A 21,069-nucleotide genomic window follows, 5' to 3' on the forward strand; every position below is an offset into this window, starting at 1 on the left:
TTCTGTTTAAAGACCTTTTAGGAATAAGTTTTTTAATGTAATCTTGTATATTATAACCTAAACCCTTTTTATGTTTAACCGTAGAAAATTCATTAAATGTTCGGCTTTGTCCGCTTCTCTCCTGGCACTTGACAAAAGCGGTGTTGCCGGCGTCCTTCCTGCAACGACTAAACCTATGGCTGGAAAACCAATCGTGATCTCAACCTGGGACTTCGGAATTGCAGCTAACCAGGCTGCCTGGGAAGTATTATCCGGCGGCGGACGTTCACTGGATGCTGTCGAAAAAGGTGTTCAGGTACCAGAAGCAGATCCTAAAAATCAAAGTGTAGGTTATGGCGGTCTACCGGACAGAGACGGAATAGTTACCCTTGATGCCTGTATTATGGATGAGCTGGGTAATTGTGGTTCTGTGGCCGCTCTTGAACATATTATGCACCCTATTTCTGTAGCCAGACTGGTCATGGAAAAAACCCCACATGTGATGCTCGCCGGTGACGGAGCATTACAATTTGCTTTAGAAAACGGATTTAAAAAGATAAACCTGCTTACGCCTGAGAGTGAAAAAGCATGGAAAGAATGGGTTAAAACTGCAAAGTATAAACCTGTGATGAATATTGAGAATAAACTTTATGACAAAGCCTCTCCTACCAGATTACCTGGAAACCAATATAACCATGATACCATAGGCATGCTTGCACTGGATGCTAAAGGCAATCTGTCTGGTGCATGTACAACCAGTGGAATGGCTTTTAAATTGCATGGACGTGTCGGCGACAGCCCGATCATCGGAGCTGGTCTGTATGTCGATAATGAAATTGGTGGCGCAACCTCTACTGGTGTTGGTGAGGAAGTAATCCGTAATGTAGGCAGCTTCCTTGTTGTGGAACTGATGCGCCAGGGTTATCCTCCTGAAGAGGCCTGTAAAGAAGCTGTAATGCGTATAATTAAAAAGAAACCAGCAACTGCTAAAGAAATACAAGTTGGATTCCTGGCATTGAATAAAAAGGGACAATATGGTGCTTATGCCATCCAGAAAGGATTCAGCTACGCAGTTTGTTCAGAAGAAGATAAAAAATTGTTAATCCCGGGAAAAAGTTACTATTAATATTCGAATGATGATTGAGATGGAAGTTTGCGCTAATTCGGTAAGTTCTGCCCTTGAGGCACAATCGGGTGGCGCAAAACGTGTCGAACTATGTGCCAGCCTCACCGAAGGTGGCACTACACCAAGTTATGCAGAAATTGCACTGGCAAAAAAAATGCTTTCTATAGAGGTTTTTCCGATTATCAGGCCCCGTGGTGGAGATTTTCTGTATTCTGACCTTGAATTTGAATTAATGAAGGAGGATATTAAAATCTGTAAAGCACTGCAATGCGAAGGGATTGTAACCGGGATTCTGACAGCTGATGGTAAAGTGGATAAAATCCGCTGTGCTGTATTAGTTGAATTAGCCAGACCAATGAAGGTTGCCTTTCACAGGGCATTTGATATGACTGTGAATCTGGAAGAAGCACTTGAAGATGTTATCTCACTGGGAATCATCAGGATACTAACTTCTGGCGGAAAAGCCACCGCAATAGAAGGTGCAGAAAAGCTGGCTGAATTAATTCGACTGGCAGATCAGCGGATCAGTATTATGCCTGGAGCCGGTGTTAATACTACCAATGTCAAAGCGCTGATCGATATAACTGGTGCAAAAGAATTTCATGCATCAGCCAGATTAAACCAGCCCAGTAAGATGCTTTTCAGAAATGAGAATCTGAGCATGGGTACCGAAACTGATGAATATAGTTCGTCATTAACGGATGCAAAACTGGTCAAAAAATTAATGGAACTGGCAAACAGTGCAGAATAATCAAGCGAATATTCTATATTTGCGGCACTGATGAAGCACATACGTAATTTTTGCATAATTGCACACATTGACCACGGTAAAAGTACCCTGGCCGACCGTTTATTGGAATACACGAATACAATCACCCAGCGCGAGTCACAGGCTCAGTTACTGGATGATATGGATTTGGAGCGTGAACGGGGTATTACCATTAAAAGTCATGCCATCCAGATGGACTATGTTCAGGATGGACAACCTTATATATTAAACTTAATTGACACTCCAGGACACGTAGATTTTTCTTACGAAGTATCGCGTTCTATCGCTGCCTGTGAAGGTGCTTTACTCATCGTAGATGCTTCGCAGGGAATACAGGCCCAAACAATTTCCAATCTTTATCTGGCACTGGAACATGATCTGGAGATCATTCCTATTCTAAATAAAATGGATCTTCCAGGTGCAATGCCCGAGGAAGTGAAAGATCAGATCATTGAACTGATTGGCTGTAAAAGGGAAGAAATCATCCCGGCTTCTGGTAAAACAGGACAAGGTGTCCACGATATTCTGCGTGCAATCGTAGAACGCGTACCTGCACCGGTAGGAAATCCCGATGGTGAATTACAGGCCTTGATTTTTGACTCTGTTTTTGATTCATTCCGTGGTATCGTTGCTTATTTCAAAGTATTAAACGGAGAAATACGTAAGAAAGATAAAGTAAAGTTTGTAGCTACCGGCAAGGAATATATTGCGGAAGAAGTAGGTACTTTAAAATTAAAACAATCTCCCAAAGATGTCATTAAAACTGGTGATGTAGGTTATATCATTTCTGGTATAAAAGAAGCCAGAGAAGTAAAGGTAGGAGATACAATTACGCATAAAGACCGTCCGAGTTTAGAGCCTATTAAAGGATTCGAAGAGGTTAAACCAATGGTATTTGCTGGTATTTATCCGGTGGACACAGATGAGTTTGAAGACTTAAGAGAAGCAATGCATAAATTGCAGCTGAACGATGCCTCTATCGTATTTGAACCGGAGTCTTCAGCAGCTTTAGGTTTTGGTTTCCGTTGCGGATTCCTGGGCATGCTGCATATGGAGATTATCCAGGAGCGTTTAGAGCGTGAATTTGATATGACGGTAATCACTACGGTTCCCAATGTGTCTTATCAGGCTATGACAACTAAAGGAGAGTTAATTATTGTCAATAACCCTTCTGATCTTCCGGATCCAAGTAAAATGGAGTATGTAGAGGAGCCTTATATTAAAGCAAATATCATTACCAAATCCGAATTCGTAGGTCCTGTAATGTCCCTTTGTATTCAGAAACGGGGAATCATCGCCAATCAGTCATATCTGACTTCTGACCGTGTTGAACTGGTATTTGAAATTCCTATGGGTGAAATCGTATTTGATTTCTATGATCGACTGAAAACAATTTCAAAAGGATATGCTTCTTTTGATTATCATCAGATTGGTTATCGTAAGTCTGACCTTGTCAGATTGGATATTCTGCTGAACGCTGAACCGGTTGATGCTTTATCTTCACTGATTCACCGCAGTAACTCTTATGATTTTGGAAAACGGATCTGTGAGAAATTAAGAGAATTAATTCCGCGTCAGCAATTCGAAATCATTATTCAGGCTTCTATCGGTGCTAAGATCATCGCCAGAGAAACTGTAAAAGCATTACGTAAAGATGTAACTGCCAAATGTTATGGTGGTGATATATCCCGTAAACGTAAACTGTTGGAAAAACAGAAAAAAGGTAAAAAACGTATGCGCCAGGTAGGTAATGTGGAGATTCCGCAAACTGCATTTATGGCCGTATTGAAATTAGATTAATTTATACAAAGATATTTTGTTTGATATGCAGTTACTGGACGGAAAATTCGCATCTGAAAAGATCAAATTGGAAATAGCAGCTGAAGCAGCTGATTTTTTAGCACAGCATGGACGTAAACCTCATTTAATTGCTATTCTGGTAGGTAATGACGGTGGAAGTGAAACTTATGTGGCCAGCAAGATGAAGAACTGTGAAAAAGTCGGTTTCCAGTCTTCGCTGATCAGATATGGTGTTGAGGTGACTGAAGAAGAATTACTTCTGAAAGTTCGTGAGATCAATAATGATGCTGGTGTGGACGGGCTGATCGTTCAGCTTCCCTTACCTAAACATATCGATCCGGAGAAAGTTACTGAAGCCATTGATCACCGTAAAGATGTAGATGGTTTTCACCCGATAAACCTTGGCCGTATGGTACGTAACCTGCCTTGTTTTATTCCAGCTACACCATATGGTATTTTACTGATGCTAAAGGCTTATGGAATAGATACAGCAGGTAAACATTGTGTGGTTGTAGGACGCAGCAACATTGTAGGTACTCCGATGAGTATTTTAATGGCACGTAATGCAAATCCTGGAAATTGTACAGTAACATTGACGCACAGCAGGACTACTAATCTGAAAGAGCTTGTTCTGCAGGCTGATATTATCATAGCTGCTATCGGTAAAAAGAACTTTATTACTGCAGATATGGTTAAACCTGGTGCCATCATTATAGATGTGGGTATTAACAGAGAGACTTCAGAGAAAACCAAGTCGGGATACAAATTGTATGGGGATGTGGATTTTGAAAATGTTGCTCCACTGGCTTCCTGGATTACTCCTGTTCCTGGAGGTGTTGGCCTGATGACCATAGTTGGTTTACTCAGAAATACACTGGCCTCAGCTAAAAAAGAGATTTATTCTTAATATACCTAAAAGAGAAGTTATTCATTAGCTTCTCTTTTTTTATTTCCCAAAAAACCGGCTGAACAAACCTCGCTTAAAACCGGCATATAACCCATCCGGCTCCTGTTTCAACGGATAAATATAAATATAGTCCCCTTGCCCCTCTGCTCCTCTTCCTGTTGTTAAATCATAAGCATATCTGTGAATCGGACAGATTAATTTTCCATGTTCGCACCAACCACCACTGAGTGTTCCTCCTGCATGAGGGCAAGTATTCTGTACCAGATAAAGTTCCTGATGATGCCTTAACAGACACAATTTTTTACCTGCGATGTTTATTTGCCTGATAAAATCACCTTCTGGAATTTCCTCTTCAATTTTATACCAGCGTAAATCAGCCATTGACTACTTGCTTATTCATAGATTAGTCATTTAAATAAGGTCAATATACATATATTCCCATTTTCCTGCCATATTTATTTAACTTTGCCATTTAAGATATGGCACACAATATTCCAGCAGACGGCACAATGCTTCCATTAATGGAAGAGTTTTACACTATACAAGGTGAAGGTTTTAACACAGGCAAAGCTGCCTATTTTATTCGTCTTGGAGGTTGCGATGTAGGTTGTCACTGGTGTGATGTGAAGGAAAGCTGGGATGCTGAACTTCACCCGTTAACTTCAGCAGATTCGATTGCTGAAAAAGCTGACACATTTCCGGGTAAGGCTGTTGTAATTACTGGTGGTGAGCCTTTGATTTATAACATGGATTACCTCACTAAAAAACTGCAGGAAAAAAATATTCTGACTTTTATTGAAACCTCCGGGGCTTATCCCTTGTCAGGAAGCTGGGACTGGATTTGTCTTTCTCCAAAGAAATTCAAAGCTCCCCGTCCTGATATTACCCCATTTGCCAATGAACTGAAAGTCATCGTTTTTAATAAAAGTGACTTTGAATGGGCGGAGAAATATGCAGAAACAGTATCTCCTTCCTGCAAACTTTATTTACAGCCGGAATGGTCCAAATCAAAAGAAATCACACCAATGATCATTGACTATGTGATGGCTAACCCTAAATGGGAAATTTCGTTACAAACACATAAATACCTGAACATACCATAGTAGATTTTATACAGGTCTCCTGATTTTAACAAAACAGCAATATCTTCAAAAGGTATTGCTGTTTTTTGTTTAAGTTTATCGTGTCGGTTTTGCTGACCTGCATCATGAGATCATATAACCTATGAAGAAAATATTACTCTTGCTCATTTGTCTGTTCAATTGTTTTCTGGTACAGGCACAGGAATCTACGGTTAAAAAAGCGCAGCAGAATTTTGACTCTGCACAGAAATTAATGTTAAACCGGGATTATGACGGTGCCGCTAAATTGCTGGAGGATGCTGTTGCAGCTGATCCTTCTTTTCAGTTTGCCTTTATTCAACTGGCAGATGTCTACAAATTTAAAAAATCATTTGAGCAGGCAAAAAACAACTACCTGAAGGCAATAGCTATTACAAACCCTGCTCCCGAAGCCAGGGTCTATTATTCGCTGGCAGAGACCGAATTAAATACTGGGGATTACGAAAACGCCAGAAAACATTTCGTTGTTTTTAAGGATGGGTATAAAGGTAAAGAGCAATTGATGATCCAGAAGGCAAGAAAATATATTCTGGATTGTGATTTTGCTATGATTGCCATAAAACATCCTGAAAAGTATGAACCGCGTAACCTTGGACCTGCGATTAATACAAAGGACAGAGAATATCTGCCCACATTAACAGCAGATGGCTCAACTCTTATTTTTAGTCGTACAGTTGACGGAAATGAGGATTTTTATGTCTCTCATAAGGTAAATAAAGAATGGAGAACAGCAGTGCCCTTAAGTGATAAGATTAACACCAGATTTAATGAGGGGGCACAATCAATTTCACCGGATGGTATGTATTTATTTTTCACCGGATGCAATCGTGAGGATGGATTTGGAAGCTGCGATTTATACGTAAGTCATAAAAATGGAAATGCATGGGACACGCCCTTCAATCTGGGTGCTGTAGTGAATTCTTCTTCCTGGGACTCTCAGCCTGCTATAAGCCCGGATGGAAGTACTTTGTATTTTGTGAGTAACCGGCCAGGCGGAATTGGTGGTTATGATATCTGGAAAACCACTTTAAATAGTGAAGGAGAATGGAGTAAACCCGAAAATCTGGGGCCTGAAATCAATACCATTTATGATGAAAACACACCATTTGTTCATCCTGATGGCAAAACGCTGTACTTTTCTTCAAATGGCTGGCCCGGAATGGGAAATATGGATATTTTTTATAGCCGTGCCCAGCCTGATGGAAAATGGGGAAAACCTGTGAATATAGGTTATCCTATTAATACTTTTAATGAAGAAACCGGCCTCATGGTAAGCCCTGACGGAACCGAGGGTTTATTTTCCTCGGCACTGAAGGGTGGCTTTGGAGATATGGATATTTATAGTTTCAAAATGCCCGAATCAGCCCGTCCCCTACCTATTACCTATGTAAAAGGAATTGTCAGGGATAAAGAGACACGAAATTTTCTGGAAGCCAGAGTGCAGGTAGTGAATCTAAAAACTAAGGAGACAAAATTTAATGATTACACATCAGCTTCTACGGGAGAATTTCTAGCTGTTATGCCAATGGGTAGTACTTATGCTTTTAATGCAGTAGCGGATGGTTATCTGTTCTATTCTGATAATTTTGTACTGAACCAGACAAAAGCCGGACAGCCCTATACACTGGAAATTTATCTCGAGAAACTAAAACCTGGTGCCAATATGATCTTAAGGAACATATTTTTCGACACAAACAAATACGAATTACTACCCCCATCAATTACCGAGCTGACTAATCTGCTGCAATTATTACAAGCCAGCAAAACTGTCAGTATCGAAATTCAGGGGCATACGGATAACGAGGGCAATGCAGAAGCCAACCAGACCTTATCACTGCAACGAGCTAAAGCGGTATATGATTATCTGATTGCAAACCAGATTAACCCGGATCGTCTGACTTTTAAAGGATTTGGTGCCACAAAACCAATTGCGTCCAATGATACAACGGATGGCCGTCAGCAAAACCGCAGAACATCATTTATCATTACCAGTGTCCGGTAAGAATAAAATTACGGATACAAAAAAGGCTTATATCAAATGATATAAGCCTTTTTATAATTTGATCGGGATACTAAATTACAGCTTTCCTGATTTTGATCAGCTTAACGAGTAATTGCTCCAATAAATCCAGATGAAGCATATTGGCACCATCAGATTTTGCATGGGCCGGATCCGGATGGGTTTCGATAAACAAACCATCTGCACCAACAGCAATTGCTGCTTTAGCGATAGTTTCAATCAGCTCAGGTTTACCACCCGTAACACCAGAACTTTGGTTCGGCTGCTGTAACGAATGTGTAACATCCATCACTACAGGCACACCAAAACTCTTCATCTCAGGCAGACCCCGGTAATCCACAATCAGGTCCTGATAACCAAAAGTATTTCCTCTGTCTGTCAGTATTACTCTTTTATTACCAGCTTCATAAATTTTATCAACTGCAAATCTCATTGATCCGGCTGAAAGAAACTGGCCTTTTTTAACGTTAACAACTTTTCCTGTATGCGCAGCAGCAATCAGCAGGTCTGTCTGTCTGCATAAGAATGCAGGGATCTGCAGTACATCCACATAAGCTGCAGCCATTGCTGCTTCAGCACTTTCATGAATATCAGTTACCGTTGGCACACCAAACGTTTTACCTACTTTCTCTAAGATTTTAAGTGCTTTCTCGTCTCCGATACCTGTAAAAGAATCGCCTTTAGAGCGATTTGCTTTTCTGTAGGATCCTTTAAAAATAAAAGGAATCTCCAGCTGATCGGTAAGCGTTACAATCCGTTCCGCAATTCTCATTGCGATTTCTTCTCCTTCAATTGCACAAGGACCGGCCATCAGAAAAAAATTGCCGGAAGTAGTATGTTTTAATTTATCTAATTCAAAATTGACCATGCTTAAGCTTAGTTTCCAAGTTCTGACATGAACTTAATTCTCATTAATTGTATCTCTTCGCGCGTATAATCTGTCTCGCCTAAGTCCTTCAAAGCTTCGTCTATAGAATCATTTTCAGCCGCACGGAAGTAATCAAATACTTCATCCTGGCGATCGTCATCCAACATCTCATCAACAAAATAATTCAGGTTAAGCTTAGTACCGGAGTTTACAATCGCTTCAATCTCTTTCAGAATCTCTGTATAAGTAATTCCTTTTGATTTTGCAATGTCTTCCAGGCCAATCTGTCTGTCTACATTTTGTATGATAGAAACCTTTAACTGCGATTTATTAGCCTGTGTTTTAATAATCAGGTCTATAGGACGCTCTATATCATTGTCTGTCACATATTTTTTGATCAGCTCAATGAATGGAGTACCAAATTTCATTGCCTTACCATTCCCCACGCCGGAGATCTGTTTCAGCTCATCCATTGCAATCGGATAGTGGGTACACATCTCTTCAAGTGACGGATCCTGGAAAACTACAAACGGAGGAACATTCTTCTGTTTCGCAATCTTTTTTCTCAGGTCTTTTAACAACTGTAATAACTGTGTATCCAGTGTTCCGCTACCATGTTTAACATCGTCCTCATCATCATCAGCCGAGCTGTCAATAGGTACATTCAGAATGAATTTAAGACTGTAAGGGTTTTTCAGGAATTCGTTCCCGGAATTGGTTAACCGGAGCAAACCATAGTTATCAATGTCTTTTGACAGGAAATTATTCAGTACCGCCTGCCGCATTAATGATTTCCAGAGAATCTCTCCTTCTACCTTACCTAATCCAAATTCCTGGAGTTTACTGTGCTCATAAGCGATAGTCTGTGCTGTCTCCATACCCAGTAAAACGCAAAGGATATGTGCATCATCAAATTTCTCACCGGTATGTTTGATCAGGTTTAATGCAACCCTCAGTGGCTCTTCAGCATCGAAATAACTTTTAGGCTTCTTACAGTTGTCACACATACAGTTACAACCTGTCTCATTGAAGTTTTCACCAAAATAATGCAGGATCTGCTTTCTGCGGCATACGCCCGATTCAGCATAATCAATGACCTCCTTTAAGATTTGCGTACCAATTTCACGTTCTGCTACCGGCTTGTCTTTCATAAACTTAGCCAGCTTATCTACATCTTTCTGTGCGTAGAAAGCGATACAAACCCCTTCACCGCCATCACGTCCGGCCCTGCCAGTTTCCTGATAGTAACCTTCCATACTTTTAGGTATATCGTGGTGGATGACAAAACGAACATCAGGTTTATCAATACCCATTCCGAAAGCTATAGTAGCCACAATGACTTCTACATCTTCCATCAGGAATTTATCTTGTGTATCTGCCCTTACTTTAGGCTCCAGACCGGCATGATAAGGTAAAGCCTTAATTCCATTCAGGTTTAAGGCTTCAGCAACTTCTTCTACCTTTTTCCTGCTGAGACAATAAATAATACCCGATTTACCGGTATTGTACTTAATGTACCTGATCATTTCTTTGATCACATCCCTTTTAGGACGGATCTCATAAAATAAGTTGGGCCTGTTAAACGAGGACTTAAACAAGGTAGCATCAGCCATCTGCAGATTCTTAATAATATCCTGCTGTACTTTTGGTGTTGCCGTTGCAGTCAGTGCAATAATTGGGATTTCTGGTCCCAGGCCGCTAATCACCTGGCGAATCCTCCGGTACTCCGGACGAAAATCATGTCCCCATTCTGAAATACAATGGGCTTCATCAACCGCAACAAAAGAGATAGTAATAAGCTTCAGAAATTCAATATTATCCGCTTTGGATAATGATTCCGGTGCTACATATAATAATTTAGTCTGACCACTTAACAAATCATTTTTTACCTGTGTAATTTCGGATTTATTTAAAGAAGAATTCAAAAAGTGAGCAATACTGTCACTTCCCCCAAAAGCTCTGAGCTGATCCACCTGATTTTTCATCAGTGCAATAAGCGGCGAGATCACGATAGCAGTACCCTCTGACATCAGAGCCGGTAATTGATAACAAATGGATTTCCCCCCACCTGTAGGCATAATTACGAAGGTGTTTTTTCGTTCAAGAACATTGGTAATAATTGATTCCTGATCCCCCTTAAAATTGTCGAAACCAAAAAAGGTTTGTAAGTTGTCAAACAACGACTTTTTCACATCCATTTTGTGTATAAAATATTCAGTGCTATTTTTGATTCAAAATAACATAATTTTGCACCAATTAAAGCATCAATATACTAAATATTTCTCTTTGAAAAGTAAAAAATCTATTATCACGGCGGGGATCAACACTTTACAAGCGGAAGCACAGGCTATACTTGGTCTTGTAAATCATATAAATGATGATTTTATAGCCGTTGTTGAGCATATTATCGCTGGAAACGGCCGTGTTATTGTCACTGGAATCGGCAAAAGCGCCATTATTGCGCAGAAAATTGTCGCAACTTTGAATTCTACAGGCACCCCTTCGAGTTATATGCATGCTTCGGATGCGGTACACGGAGACCTCGGAATGATACAGAAAAACGATATTGTAATCTGTATTTCCAAGAGCGGCAATACACCTGAAATCAAAGTCCTCACTCCTTTACTCAAGCGATCCGGAACACTGTTAATCGGAATGGTAGGCCAACTGGACTCTGAGCTCTCCAGACAGGCTGATCTGATCCTGAATACTACAGTTGAAAAAGAGGCATGCCCAAATAACCTGGCCCCAACCACAAGTACGACAGCACAACTTGCGATGGGTGATGCGCTGGCAGTCAGTCTCCTTCTTGCCAGAGAATTCAGTGCTGATGATTTTGCCCGTTTTCATCCGGGTGGGTCCTTAGGAAAAAAATTATACCTTAAAGTTTCTGAACTGGCAGAGCGTAATGCTAAACCCAGTGTTTTAGCAGGCGCCAGTGTAAAGGATGCGATTGTTTCCATAAGTAAAAACCGTTTGGGTGCTGTTGCTGTTGTTGAAGGTAACCGGATTAAGGGAGTGATCACTGACGGAGATATCAGAAGGATGCTGGAAAAATATTCCGACCTTACTGGCCTTACAGCCGGAGATATTATGAACAATAACCCTAAAACAATAGATAAAGATACTTTGGCAGTAACCGCATTCGAGCTGATCAGACAATCAAATATTACACAATTATTAGTTACAGATGCAAATGGTTATTTTGGTATTGTACATTTGCACGATCTTCTCAATGAAGGTTTATTATAAAATATGCCCAACCACAATATGAACAAAAATAATTACGCATTAATCATGGCCGGTGGCGTCGGAAGTCGCTTCTGGCCGGTAAGCCGGGTTGAACATCCAAAACAATTTATTGATTTTTTTGGTGTTGGAAAAACGCTTATCCAAAGTACTTACGACCGATTCTTAAAAATATGTCCTCCAGAAAATATATTTATTGTCACTAACGAGATTTATGTAGATAAAGTCAGGGAACAATTGCCGGAGCTTAAAGAAAATCAGATTCTTGCTGAGCCAATTATGCGTAATACAGCTCCATGTATTGCTTACGGTTCGATGAAAATCATTGAACTTAATCCAGATGCTACTATTGTTGTAGCTCCATCAGATCATACCATTTCAAATCTGGATGCCTTTATAGCAGCCATAGAACAGTCACTGGAAGCAGCCAGGGAAAATGACTGCCTCGTTACCCTTGGAATCAAACCAAGCCGTCCTGACACAGGATATGGGTATATACAGTACGTTGAAACTACCCTACCTACTGATCCGCAAATCAATAAGGTGAAAATTTTCACAGAAAAGCCAAATCTTGAATTAGCCAAGTCTTTTTTACAGAGTGGGGATTTCCTTTGGAATGCGGGAATCTTCATCTGGTCGGCAAAAGCTATTAATGACGCCTTCAGTAAACACCTGCCTGACATGTATGACATTTTTCATTTGGGTGCATCTTCTTACAATACACCTGAAGAAAAGGCATTCATCAGTAATGCCTACTTACAGTGTACCAACATTTCTATAGATTTTGCCATCATGGAGAAGGCTGACAATGTTTATGTCCTGCCTGCTGATTTTGGATGGTCAGATCTGGGAACCTGGGCATCTATCTATGATATGGCCGAGAAGGATTATGTAGGTAATGCGGTTATCCCATCTGAACAGGTCATGATGTTTAACTCATCCAACTGCATGGTTAATGTACCCGAAGATAAATTGGTAATTCTGCAGGGACTACATGATTATATTGTGGTAGAATCCAACAATACACTGTTGATTTGTCCCCGTTCTGAAGAACAGAGCGTGAAACAAATCGTAGCAGATGTAAAGTCTAATTTTGGACAGAAATTTATATAGGAACCTGTTTATAATGAAACAGGCCCTTAATTATTAACACGTTGCCTGATGGCTTCGTATAAGATAACACCAGTAGAAACTGACACATTTAGTGAACCGATCTCTCCAAACATAGGGATCTTCGCTAAATGGTTAGCCATACGCATAATATCATTTGATATACCTTCGTCTTCAGCTCCCATTACAATGGCAGTCGGAACAGTATAGTCAGGTGCATAAATCAAATCGTTGGTTTTCTCTGTACAGGCAACAATCTGCAAACCACAATCCTGAAGGAAAAGTGCTGTTTTATGCAGGTTCTGCTGGCGGCATACCGGTATAGTGAATAAAGCACCAGCTGATGTCTTAATGGCATCTGCATTGATCTGTGCAGAGTTTTTTGCAGGTACTACAATTGCATGAACACCAGTACAGGCGGCAGTCCTTGCAATTGCCCCCATATTCCGGACATCGGTAATACCATCCAGGATCAGGATTAACGGAACCTCTCCTTTTTCATAAATCAACGGGATAATATCCTCTATCTTTTGAAATGTAATTGCAGAAATTACAGCGATTACACCCTGATGGTTTTTCTGTGTCATCCTGTTCAGTTTTTCTACCGGAACATTATGCACTGGAATATCTGTGTCTTTTAGTAAACCTTTAAGCTCAGGGATAATTTCTCCTGTAAGGCCTCTTTGCATGTATATACTTTCTATATCTTTTCCAGCTTTAATCGCTTCAATAACAGCGCGTATACCGAATACAAATTCATTATTTTCTTTAGGTCTGGGTGACCTTCTAAAGTTTTCCATTTATTCTATTTTACCTGCAAAAATAGCTGAAATAATGAGAATTGAGGAATTCAATTTCCGGAGCCCGTTATCAATTCCGGTGAAACAGACCGAAAAAGCAGCATATATATCATTGTCAGAACTGACTAACAGATAATTATCAACATTATTTTGTTTGTAAATAACAGTTTTTTGCGTGCCGCATCAAAAATGAATGATAAGAACAGGCCAGAATGTGTATAAAGAATCTTTACAGGAGTAAAATTTTCGCTATTTTTGGGGCTATGAATACGGATAACGGAACACAAGGTCAGGATAGGCAGAACTTTACCTCTTCCAGAAAAAACAGAGTCGGTACACCTATGAGTAATATGGGTAAAATACCACCACAGGCAATAGATTTGGAAGAAGCAGTATTAGGTGCACTAATGCTGGAAAAAGATGCATTATCAACTGTTATCGATATTTTGAAACCCGAAGTTTTCTATCAGGAATCACATAAAAAAATATTTGAGGCTATTGCAATCCTTTTCCAGAAGTCAAAACCAGTAGATATTCTTACTGTTACTTCTGAACTGAGAACATTAGGCACACTGGAGATGGTTGGCGGAGCCTATTACATTACTAATCTGACTAACCGGGTTGCCTCTGCCGCAAATATTGAATATCATGCCCGTATCATTTCACAAAAGTATATACAGCGTGAACTGATCAGAATCTCTTCTGATATTATACAAAACGCTTACGAAGATACCACTGATATATTTGACCTGCTGGATCACGCAGAAAAAGGACTTTTTGATATTGCTCAGAATAACCTGCGCAGGGATACCCAGAAAATGGATGAGATCATTAAACAGTCTCTGGCCACTCTCGAAGAATTAAGGACTAAATCTGATGGTCTGACAGGGGTTCCTTCCGGCTTTACTGCATTAGACAGAATTACAGGCGGATGGCAACCTTCCGACCTGGTAATCATTGCTGCACGTCCGGCAATGGGAAAAACTGCCTTTGTACTTACCTGTGCAAGAAATGCGTCAGTTCAGTTTAAACGTCCGGTAGTCGTATTCTCGCTAGAGATGTCTTCGGTACAATTAGTAAATCGTTTAATATCCGGAGAAACAGAAATAGAACAGGAGAAAATAAGAAAAGGAAACCTGGCCGAATGGGAATGGCAGCAACTGCACAGTAAAATCGGTACACTAACCGAAGCTCCGTTGCTGATTGATGATACCCCTGCACTGAACATTTTTGAATTCAGGGCAAAATGCAGAAGGTTAAAATCCCAATACGATATACAAATGATCATCATCGATTACCTCCAGCTGATGCATGGTAAAGGTGAAGGACAAAGCGGAGGCGGTAACCGTGAACAGGAAATTGGTAGTATATCCCGTGCCCTGAAATCAGTTGCAAAAGAATTAAACGTCCCGGTTCTTGCGCTTTCTCAGCTGAGTCGTGCTGTAGAAACAAGACCAGGTGTAAATGGTAAAAGACCACTCCTATCCGATTTGAGGGAATCCGGATCTATTGAGCAGGATGCCGATATGGTACTATTCTTATACCGTCCTGAATATTACGGGATCACTGAAGATGAAAGCGGAAGATCGCAGGCTGGTGTCGGTGAAGTAATTATTGCGAAACACAGAAATGGTGAAACGGGTATTGTACCGTTGAGATTTATTGGTAAGTACGTTAAATTTGCTGATCTTGAAGAAGATTTCATGCCACCTAACTCCTTCTCTATGGATAATCCGGGTGCTGGCATGCTACCTTCAGCTGACTTTGACAGGCCTGCTGGTAATGTCATTATCAAACCTTCCCGTATGGATGATTTTAACGATGACGATGCCCCCTTCTAAATGATAAAGAATTTTGCCGGGTTACATAAAGTAGCCTAGCAAAATTCCTGCAAGAACAATCAGAGTAGGGCTGATTTTCGTAAAATTCAGGATTAGAAATGTAATCAGAATCAGAACAATAGAAAGCATATCGGTAAAGCCGGCTGATTTTGTCGTCAGATCCATCACCACAGGTCTGACCAGCAGAATAAATGCTGCGATAATAAAGCCCACACTGACCGCATTAATTCCAGACAAGGAATGCCTTATCCTGGTGATCTTCTTTAAATCCTCCCAGAATGGCACGATAAACAGTACCAGAATCAATCCGGGAAGATTAATCCCGATTACTGCTACAATTCCACCTAAAATCTGTCCATAAATTCCATAACCAAAATTTTTCATACTTAAGGCACCTACATAACTGGTAAAGGAAAACGTTGGGCCTGGTAAGGCCTGCTGTAGTGCAAAACCCGACAAAAACTCGGATGATCCCAGATAATGTTTCATTTGTACGAACTCTGTAAACATTAAAGGCACTAATACCTGTCCTCCCCCAAATATAAAAATCCCATTACGGTAAAAGTTTTCGAATAACCTGATTGGTAAACTAAATGGAGATGTTCTGTTAATAATTGCCCCCATTGCAGCTAGAAATAACAATACCCCGAAAAAGTAAGCTAATTTCCTGGGGTTAACATTAGCGAATAACTTTACTCTGATTTCACTTTCTTCTTTTGGTGATTCTAAGGCTGAAGAAATCATTCCTCCCACAAGAATGGCCAGTGGAAAGACATAGGCATTTCTAAGAACCAGTGTCGCTATTACGGCAGAAATTGCCAGAAAAACAGCTGTCTGGGTAACCAGTACCTTCCTCGAAAGTGTGTAGGCACCAAAGGCAACAATTCCCAGTGCAACCGGCTGAATGTATTTTAAGACTAATGCAAACTGCACTTTATGATCCAGTTGTGCAAAACTGATCGCAGCAAAGGTCATAATTGCTGCTGATGGAATAATCCAGATCAGAAAGGTAACCAATGCCAGCCTGAGCCCCCCTACTTTATGGGCTATACCAACTAAGGTCTGCGTTGAGGCAGGCCCGGGTAATATCTGCGCCAATGCGTTCAGTTCAAGTAAATCCTCCTCCGAAATATATTTCGTTTGTTTGACGAAATATTTTAGCAGAAGAGATATGTGTGACTGCGCACCGCCAAATGCTGTGAAAGTGAAGAGAAAAACATCTTTGATAAATAGTAACTGTCGTTTTTCCATCAATTATTTAATCATCTTCATAATCAAGACCTGCTGCCGAGTTATAAGCCCCCTGTAATTCGGAGAAAGCATGGCCATCCCCCTTTTCTCTCGCTCTTTTCATCCCCAACTGATATATAGCTACGGCTTTATCCGTTTGTCCCTGTTTTTGATATAATTTGCCCAAATGATAATAAGTACCCACATAGGAAGGGTGATCTTCTACTAATTTATGATAATATTGAAAGGCCAGTTCTGTATCATTTAATGAATTATACTCTGTCGCCAGTGCATATAAGATAAAAGGATCATTAGGTTCTGTTGCCAAAAATGATAATAACTTGTTTAATCGGGTACTTTGCATTTTAAATCCCTGCTTTTTTAATTAGATTTGCAAAAAGACATTTTTATGAAACCATTATATTTAAAGGCTGATAATAACCAATAACAGTATATAATGGCTTCATCAATTAAAAACAACTTATTCATATGAAAATATTAGTTTGTATCAGTAATGTGCCCGACACAACCACAAAAATAACTTTTACTAATGATAATACCCAATTCAATACTGCGGGAGTTCAGTTTATCGTGAATCCGTATGATGAAATTGCATTATCCAGAGCAATTGAACTTTGTGAAGGCGGCAAAGGAACAGTAACTGCAATTAATGTTGGTGAAAGTGCGACAGAGCCTACCATCAGAAAAGCTTTGGCTATTGGCGCAGATGATGCTGTCAGAATTGATGCTTTTCCACGTGATGCCTATTTTACTGCTTTTCAAATAGCAGAATATGCTAAGTCAGGTGATTTTGATATGATCCTTACCGGTCGTGAATCAATCGATTACAATGGTGCACAGGTTGCTGCAATGGTTGGTGAATTCTTAAACATCCCTTCTGTTTCCATTATTAAAAAACTAGACTATGATGGTACTACCGCTACACTTGAAAGAGAAATTGAAGGTGGTAAAGAAGTAGTAAGTGTAACTGGTAAATTTGTGGCGAGCTGTGCTGAAGGTGTAGCAGAGCCTAAAATACCAACAATGAGAGGTATCATGTCAGCAAGGTCAAAACCTTTGACTGTAGTAACTGCCCAGCCAATTGAAGAAGTAATTAAAATTGTCCAGTTTGAAACTCCTCCTGCCCGCGGTGCAGTTAAACTGATTCCGGCAGATGAAGCAGCTAACCTGATTAACCTGCTGCATACTGAAGCTAAAGTTATCTAAGGTCCGTTTTAAAAAAATAATAATTAAATTCTAAGCAAAAAATTATGTCAGTTTTAGTATATGTAGAACAAGTCGATGGCAAGTTTAAGAAATCTGTATTTGAAGCGGTTTCTTATGCAAAAGCCATTGCAGATAAAACAGGGACCAGCCTTAGTGCAATAGCAATAGGTAACGTTGCAGATAGTGAATTACAGGAATTAGGTAAATATGGTGCAGCTAAAGTATTAAATGTAGCCACCGCAGAATTAAAAAATTTCGTTAACCAGGCTTATGCTGCAGTTATAGCAGAAGCTGCTCAGAAAGAAAGTGCTGATATCATTGTACTTTCCAATTCATTTTCAGGTAAAGGCCTTGCACCAAGAGTAGCTGTAAAGTTAAAAGCCGGATTAGTTGATGGGGCTGTTGAGCTTCCACAGCTGGATGGTGGTAAATTTCTGGTAAAAAAAGGTGCTTTCTCAGGAAAAGCATTTGCAGTTACTGAACTGACCTCAGCAAAAAAGGTAATTGCCTTAAACCCGAATGCTTTCGGTGTTAAAGAATCACCAGTTACTGCTGTTATTGAACCTTTCTCTCCTGCTGTTCAGTCTACTGACCTGGCTGCGATTGTAAAAGATATTGTAAGAGCAACAGATAAGGTTTCCCTTCCTGACGCAGAATTGGTTGTTTCAGCAGGAAGAGGTCTGAAAGGACCAGAAAACTGGGGTATGATCGAAGAGCTGGCCAATCTCCTTGGAGCAGCAACAGCTTGCTCTAAACCGGTTTCTGATGCAGACTGGAGACCACATTCAGAACACGTTGGACAAACTGGTATTGCAATCAGCCCTAATTTATATATTGCTATCGGTATATCAGGAGCTATTCAGCATCTGGCCGGTGTAAGTTCTTCTAAAGTAATTGTGGTCATCAATAAAGACCCGGAAGCACCCTTCTTTAAGGTGGCTGACTATGGAATCGTTGGAGATGCCTTTGAGGTTGTTCCTAAATTAATTGAGGCTCTAAAAGCACACCAGGCTTAATATTAATATCAGGCGGAGATGAAAGTTTCCGCCGGATATTCATAAATATGAAAAAAGTAAAACTAGATATTGTTGGCTTATCCTATAGCCAAACCCAATCCGGAGCTTATGCACTGGTACTTGGAGAAGTAAACGGCAGAAGACGTTTGCCTATCATCATAGGTGCATTCGAAGCTCAGGCTATTGCTATTGAGATTGAAAAAATGACCCCAAGCAGGCCATTGACTCATGATCTTTTCAAAACATTTGCGCAAACCTATAAAATTGAAATCAAAGAAATTCTAATCTACAATCTGGTAGATGGTGTCTTTTTCGCTAAGCTGATCTGCTCAGACGGCGAAAGAACAGAGGAAATTGATGCAAGAACATCCGACGCTATCGCGCTGGCCGTACGTTTCAACTCTGCGATATACACTTACGAATTTATTTTATCCTCTGCAGGTATCGTTATCGAAGGTAACGATTTTGTTTTCCTCGAAAACATGGACAACCTGAATAAGGAACAAGGGCCAGACGATGTGGATACTTCAATTCCAGGATCTGTCTACGCAAACCTTAGTATAGAGGAGCTTAATCAAAAACTTCAGGAAGCCATTGCTGAAGAAGCATACGAAAAAGCAGCTCGTATCAGGGATGAGTTAAACAAAAGAAATTCATCTCAATAGTTATTATTTGCAAGTTTATACACATCTTTATTTTTTCTACCCAAATTTTTTTATTTGAATATTTTTTATGGAGCGTTTTCACGGAATTATTGGCGTCATTTTTATACTGGGCCTAGCTTATCTTTGTTCTAACAATAAGAAGAAGATTAATTACAGGCTTGTCGGAAGTGGCCTCACACTCCAGATTGTTATCGCCGTCCTTGTACTAAGAGTTGCCCCCGTACAACATTTCTTTGAATTTCTTGGAAAAGGAATGCAGAAAATCGAGCAGTTTGCTAAAGTAGGCGTTGATTTTGTTTATGGTGGTGTAGCTGTCATTGGTTTTGACGGAAAAACACATGCATATGCAGCCCCTGATAGTTTTGTATTTGCTTTCAATGTAACAGCTACAATCATTTTGGTTTGTGTGCTGGTCGCTATATTTTACCATTTTGGTATTATGCAGCGTATTGTAGCAGTAATTGCAAAAGGCATGAACTTCATTATGCGTGTAAGTGGTGCTGAAGCTTTAAGTAATGTGGCCAGTGCTTTTGTCGGACAGGTTGAAGCCCAGGTAATGATTAAACCTTACCTGAAAGGAATGACAAAAAGTGAACTGCTGGCTTCTATGAGTGGAAGTTTAGCTTGTATCGCAGGTGGTATTCTGATTGTTTATGCAAACATGGGTGCACAGGCAGGAATGAATCTTGCACCTAAATTAATTATGGCAAGTTTAATGGCCGCACCCGGAGCACTGATTATTTCTAAAATAGTTTTCCCGGAAACAGAGGTTTCACAGACTATGGGTGAAGTAAAACTTGAAGTAAAAAGTGAATACACAAACCTGATTGATGCCATTTCTCATGGCGCCGGAGAAGGCTTTAAGATTGCAATGAACGTAATCGCTATGCTGATCGGCTTTATAGCCTTAATCGCTTTAGTGGATTATACGTTGGTTAATATAGGTCACTTATTCAATCCCAATTTCAATTTATCACTCGACTGGATCTTTGGCAGATTGTTTTATCCTTTTGCCTGGTCAATGGGTATTCCGGATGCTGATGTAAGTAATGCAGCTACCCTGCTGGGACAAAAATTAACAGTCAATGAATTTTTAGCATTTAAAAACCTGACTACTAAAGCTGTGCCAATCGTTACAGAAAAGGGAGTCCTGATCATCAGTATTGCAATCTGTGGTTTTGCTAACTTCAGCAGCGTCGGAATGCAGATCGGCGGAATTGGTGAACTTGCACCAGAACGTCGCGCAGATCTTGCTAAATTGGGTCTGAAAGCATTAATGTGTGGAACATTAGCTTCCTACCTTTCTGCTTCTATTGCAGGAATATTAATGTAACATCATAT

At 40.2% G+C, this 21,069-nt stretch carries 19 protein-coding genes; 13 read left to right on the forward strand and 6 right to left on the reverse strand.

The features are described 5' to 3' along the window. Positions 1-70 precede the first annotated feature (70 nt). Genes HDF25_RS03850 through HDF25_RS03865 form a run of 4 tightly spaced genes read left to right on the forward strand, consistent with a single transcriptional unit; the run spans position 71 to position 4,581 of the window. Entirely contained in the window at positions 71-1,105 is a 1,035-nt protein-coding gene (locus HDF25_RS03850; protein WP_184622952.1) for a N(4)-(beta-N-acetylglucosaminyl)-L-asparaginase, read from the forward strand. Between the two features lie 7 nt (positions 1,106-1,112). Beyond that, complete coding sequence (locus HDF25_RS03855) at positions 1,113-1,856, forward strand: copper homeostasis protein CutC (protein ID WP_184622954.1); 744 nt, start codon at positions 1,113-1,115, stop codon at positions 1,854-1,856. Between the two features lie 30 nt (positions 1,857-1,886). After that, positions 1,887-3,674, forward strand: a complete 1,788-nt coding sequence (gene lepA / locus HDF25_RS03860; protein WP_184622956.1) for a translation elongation factor 4 — start codon at positions 1,887-1,889, stop codon at positions 3,672-3,674. Positions 3,675-3,699: 25 nt separating this feature from the next. After that, positions 3,700-4,581 carry a bifunctional 5,10-methylenetetrahydrofolate dehydrogenase/5,10-methenyltetrahydrofolate cyclohydrolase gene (locus HDF25_RS03865; RefSeq protein WP_184622958.1) on the forward strand — a complete coding sequence of 294 codons (882 nt, stop codon included), beginning with the start codon at positions 3,700-3,702 and terminating at the stop codon, positions 4,579-4,581. Positions 4,582-4,620: 39 nt separating this feature from the next. Here the strand turns inward: HDF25_RS03865 and HDF25_RS03870 are convergent, their stop codons facing one another. After that, positions 4,621-4,962 carry a Rieske (2Fe-2S) protein gene (locus HDF25_RS03870; RefSeq protein ID WP_184622960.1) on the reverse strand — a complete coding sequence of 114 codons (342 nt, stop codon included), beginning with the start codon at positions 4,960-4,962 and terminating at the stop codon, positions 4,621-4,623. A gap of 98 nt (positions 4,963-5,060) precedes the next feature. Between HDF25_RS03870 and HDF25_RS03875 the strand changes: the two genes are divergently transcribed. Together HDF25_RS03875 and HDF25_RS03880 are read left to right on the forward strand one after the other, a co-directional pair. Then, the gene (locus HDF25_RS03875) at positions 5,061-5,684 is read left to right on the forward strand and encodes a 7-carboxy-7-deazaguanine synthase QueE (protein ID WP_184622962.1); all 624 of its coding nucleotides are present in this window, start codon (positions 5,061-5,063) and stop codon (positions 5,682-5,684) included. A 121-nt stretch (positions 5,685-5,805) separates the two neighbouring features. After that, positions 5,806-7,704, forward strand: coding sequence for an OmpA family protein (locus HDF25_RS03880; RefSeq protein ID WP_184622964.1), 1,899 nt, complete (start codon positions 5,806-5,808; stop codon positions 7,702-7,704). A gap of 70 nt (positions 7,705-7,774) precedes the next feature. Here HDF25_RS03880 and kdsA read toward each other — a convergent pair whose 3' ends face one another. Together kdsA and recQ are read right to left on the reverse strand one after the other, a co-directional pair. Next, complete coding sequence (gene kdsA / locus HDF25_RS03885; protein ID WP_184622967.1) at positions 7,775-8,590, reverse strand: 3-deoxy-8-phosphooctulonate synthase; 816 nt, start codon at positions 8,588-8,590, stop codon at positions 7,775-7,777. 8 nt (positions 8,591-8,598) lie between these two features. Further along, on the reverse strand, positions 8,599-10,788 hold the full coding sequence (gene recQ / locus HDF25_RS03890; protein ID WP_184622969.1) for a DNA helicase RecQ: 2,190 nt from the start codon (positions 10,786-10,788) through the stop codon (positions 8,599-8,601). A gap of 88 nt (positions 10,789-10,876) precedes the next feature. Here recQ and HDF25_RS03895 point away from each other — a divergent pair, with 88 nt between their 5' ends. Both HDF25_RS03895 and HDF25_RS03900 read left to right on the forward strand, forming a co-directional pair. Further along, a complete protein-coding gene (locus tag HDF25_RS03895) occupies positions 10,877-11,842 on the forward strand; it encodes an SIS domain-containing protein (RefSeq protein ID WP_184622972.1) in 966 nt (321 codons plus the stop codon). A gap of 18 nt (positions 11,843-11,860) precedes the next feature. Beyond that, entirely contained in the window at positions 11,861-12,952 is a 1,092-nt protein-coding gene (locus tag HDF25_RS03900; RefSeq protein WP_184622973.1) for a mannose-1-phosphate guanylyltransferase, read from the forward strand. Positions 12,953-12,978: 26 nt separating this feature from the next. Here the strand turns inward: HDF25_RS03900 and rlmB are convergent, their stop codons facing one another. Further along, the gene (rlmB, locus tag HDF25_RS03905; protein ID WP_184622975.1) at positions 12,979-13,749 is read right to left on the reverse strand and encodes a 23S rRNA (guanosine(2251)-2'-O)-methyltransferase RlmB; all 771 of its coding nucleotides are present in this window, start codon (positions 13,747-13,749) and stop codon (positions 12,979-12,981) included. A 263-nt stretch (positions 13,750-14,012) separates the two neighbouring features. On the opposite strand from rlmB, the gene dnaB reads away from it, so the two are divergent. Further along, positions 14,013-15,590: a replicative DNA helicase gene (dnaB, locus tag HDF25_RS03910; protein WP_184622977.1), complete on the forward strand. Its 1,578-nt coding sequence runs from the start codon at positions 14,013-14,015 to the stop codon at positions 15,588-15,590. A 21-nt stretch (positions 15,591-15,611) separates the two neighbouring features. On the opposite strand, the gene chrA is transcribed toward dnaB, so the two are convergent. Both chrA and HDF25_RS03920 read right to left on the reverse strand, forming a co-directional pair. Further along, the gene (chrA, locus tag HDF25_RS03915) at positions 15,612-16,841 is read right to left on the reverse strand and encodes a chromate efflux transporter (protein ID WP_184622979.1); all 1,230 of its coding nucleotides are present in this window, start codon (positions 16,839-16,841) and stop codon (positions 15,612-15,614) included. Positions 16,842-16,848: 7 nt separating this feature from the next. Then, positions 16,849-17,148 (reverse strand): tetratricopeptide repeat protein, encoded by a 300-nt coding sequence (locus HDF25_RS03920; protein WP_317618179.1) that lies wholly within the window; start codon positions 17,146-17,148, stop codon positions 16,849-16,851. 161 nt (positions 17,149-17,309) lie between these two features. On the opposite strand from HDF25_RS03920, the gene HDF25_RS03925 reads away from it, so the two are divergent. From HDF25_RS03925 to HDF25_RS03940, 4 genes are all read left to right on the forward strand, one after another. Continuing rightward, positions 17,310-18,047 carry an electron transfer flavoprotein subunit beta/FixA family protein gene (locus HDF25_RS03925; RefSeq protein WP_184622984.1) on the forward strand — a complete coding sequence of 246 codons (738 nt, stop codon included), beginning with the start codon at positions 17,310-17,312 and terminating at the stop codon, positions 18,045-18,047. Between the two features lie 44 nt (positions 18,048-18,091). After that, positions 18,092-19,063: an electron transfer flavoprotein subunit alpha/FixB family protein gene (locus HDF25_RS03930; protein ID WP_184622985.1), complete on the forward strand. Its 972-nt coding sequence runs from the start codon at positions 18,092-18,094 to the stop codon at positions 19,061-19,063. A 47-nt stretch (positions 19,064-19,110) separates the two neighbouring features. Beyond that, positions 19,111-19,728 (forward strand): bifunctional nuclease family protein, encoded by a 618-nt coding sequence (locus HDF25_RS03935; RefSeq protein ID WP_184622987.1) that lies wholly within the window; start codon positions 19,111-19,113, stop codon positions 19,726-19,728. A gap of 67 nt (positions 19,729-19,795) precedes the next feature. Continuing rightward, positions 19,796-21,061: a NupC/NupG family nucleoside CNT transporter gene (locus tag HDF25_RS03940; RefSeq protein ID WP_184622990.1), complete on the forward strand. Its 1,266-nt coding sequence runs from the start codon at positions 19,796-19,798 to the stop codon at positions 21,059-21,061. Positions 21,062-21,069: the final 8 nt, after the last annotated feature.

The sequence above is a fragment of the Pedobacter cryoconitis genome, from assembly GCF_014207135.1.
Taxonomy (GTDB): Bacteria; Bacteroidota; Bacteroidia; order Sphingobacteriales; family Sphingobacteriaceae; genus Pedobacter; species Pedobacter cryoconitis_D.

Bases quoted from the DNA above. Each gene is read 5' to 3' on its own strand.
- HDF25_RS03850 (WP_184622952.1), top strand. From the start codon at position 71: ATGTTTAACCGTAGAAAATTCATTAAATGTTCGGCTTTGTCCGCTTCT.
- HDF25_RS03855 (WP_184622954.1), top strand. From the start codon at position 1,113: ATGATGATTGAGATGGAAGTTTGCGCTAATTCGGTAAGTTCTGCCCTT.
- lepA (WP_184622956.1), top strand. From the start codon at position 1,887: ATGAAGCACATACGTAATTTTTGCATAATTGCACACATTGACCACGGT.
- HDF25_RS03865 (WP_184622958.1), top strand. From the start codon at position 3,700: ATGCAGTTACTGGACGGAAAATTCGCATCTGAAAAGATCAAATTGGAA.
- HDF25_RS03870 (WP_184622960.1), bottom strand. From the start codon at position 4,962: ATGGCTGATTTACGCTGGTATAAAATTGAAGAGGAAATTCCAGAAGGT.
- HDF25_RS03875 (WP_184622962.1), top strand. From the start codon at position 5,061: ATGGCACACAATATTCCAGCAGACGGCACAATGCTTCCATTAATGGAA.
- HDF25_RS03880 (WP_184622964.1), top strand. From the start codon at position 5,806: ATGAAGAAAATATTACTCTTGCTCATTTGTCTGTTCAATTGTTTTCTG.
- kdsA (WP_184622967.1), bottom strand. From the start codon at position 8,590: ATGGTCAATTTTGAATTAGATAAATTAAAACATACTACTTCCGGCAAT.
- recQ (WP_184622969.1), bottom strand. From the start codon at position 10,788: ATGGATGTGAAAAAGTCGTTGTTTGACAACTTACAAACCTTTTTTGGT.
- HDF25_RS03900 (WP_184622973.1), top strand. From the start codon at position 11,861: ATGAACAAAAATAATTACGCATTAATCATGGCCGGTGGCGTCGGAAGT.
- rlmB (WP_184622975.1), bottom strand. From the start codon at position 13,749: ATGGAAAACTTTAGAAGGTCACCCAGACCTAAAGAAAATAATGAATTT.
- dnaB (WP_184622977.1), top strand. From the start codon at position 14,013: ATGAATACGGATAACGGAACACAAGGTCAGGATAGGCAGAACTTTACC.
- chrA (WP_184622979.1), bottom strand. From the start codon at position 16,841: ATGGAAAAACGACAGTTACTATTTATCAAAGATGTTTTTCTCTTCACT.
- HDF25_RS03925 (WP_184622984.1), top strand. From the start codon at position 17,310: ATGAAAATATTAGTTTGTATCAGTAATGTGCCCGACACAACCACAAAA.
- HDF25_RS03930 (WP_184622985.1), top strand. From the start codon at position 18,092: ATGTCAGTTTTAGTATATGTAGAACAAGTCGATGGCAAGTTTAAGAAA.
- HDF25_RS03935 (WP_184622987.1), top strand. From the start codon at position 19,111: ATGAAAAAAGTAAAACTAGATATTGTTGGCTTATCCTATAGCCAAACC.
- HDF25_RS03940 (WP_184622990.1), top strand. From the start codon at position 19,796: ATGGAGCGTTTTCACGGAATTATTGGCGTCATTTTTATACTGGGCCTA.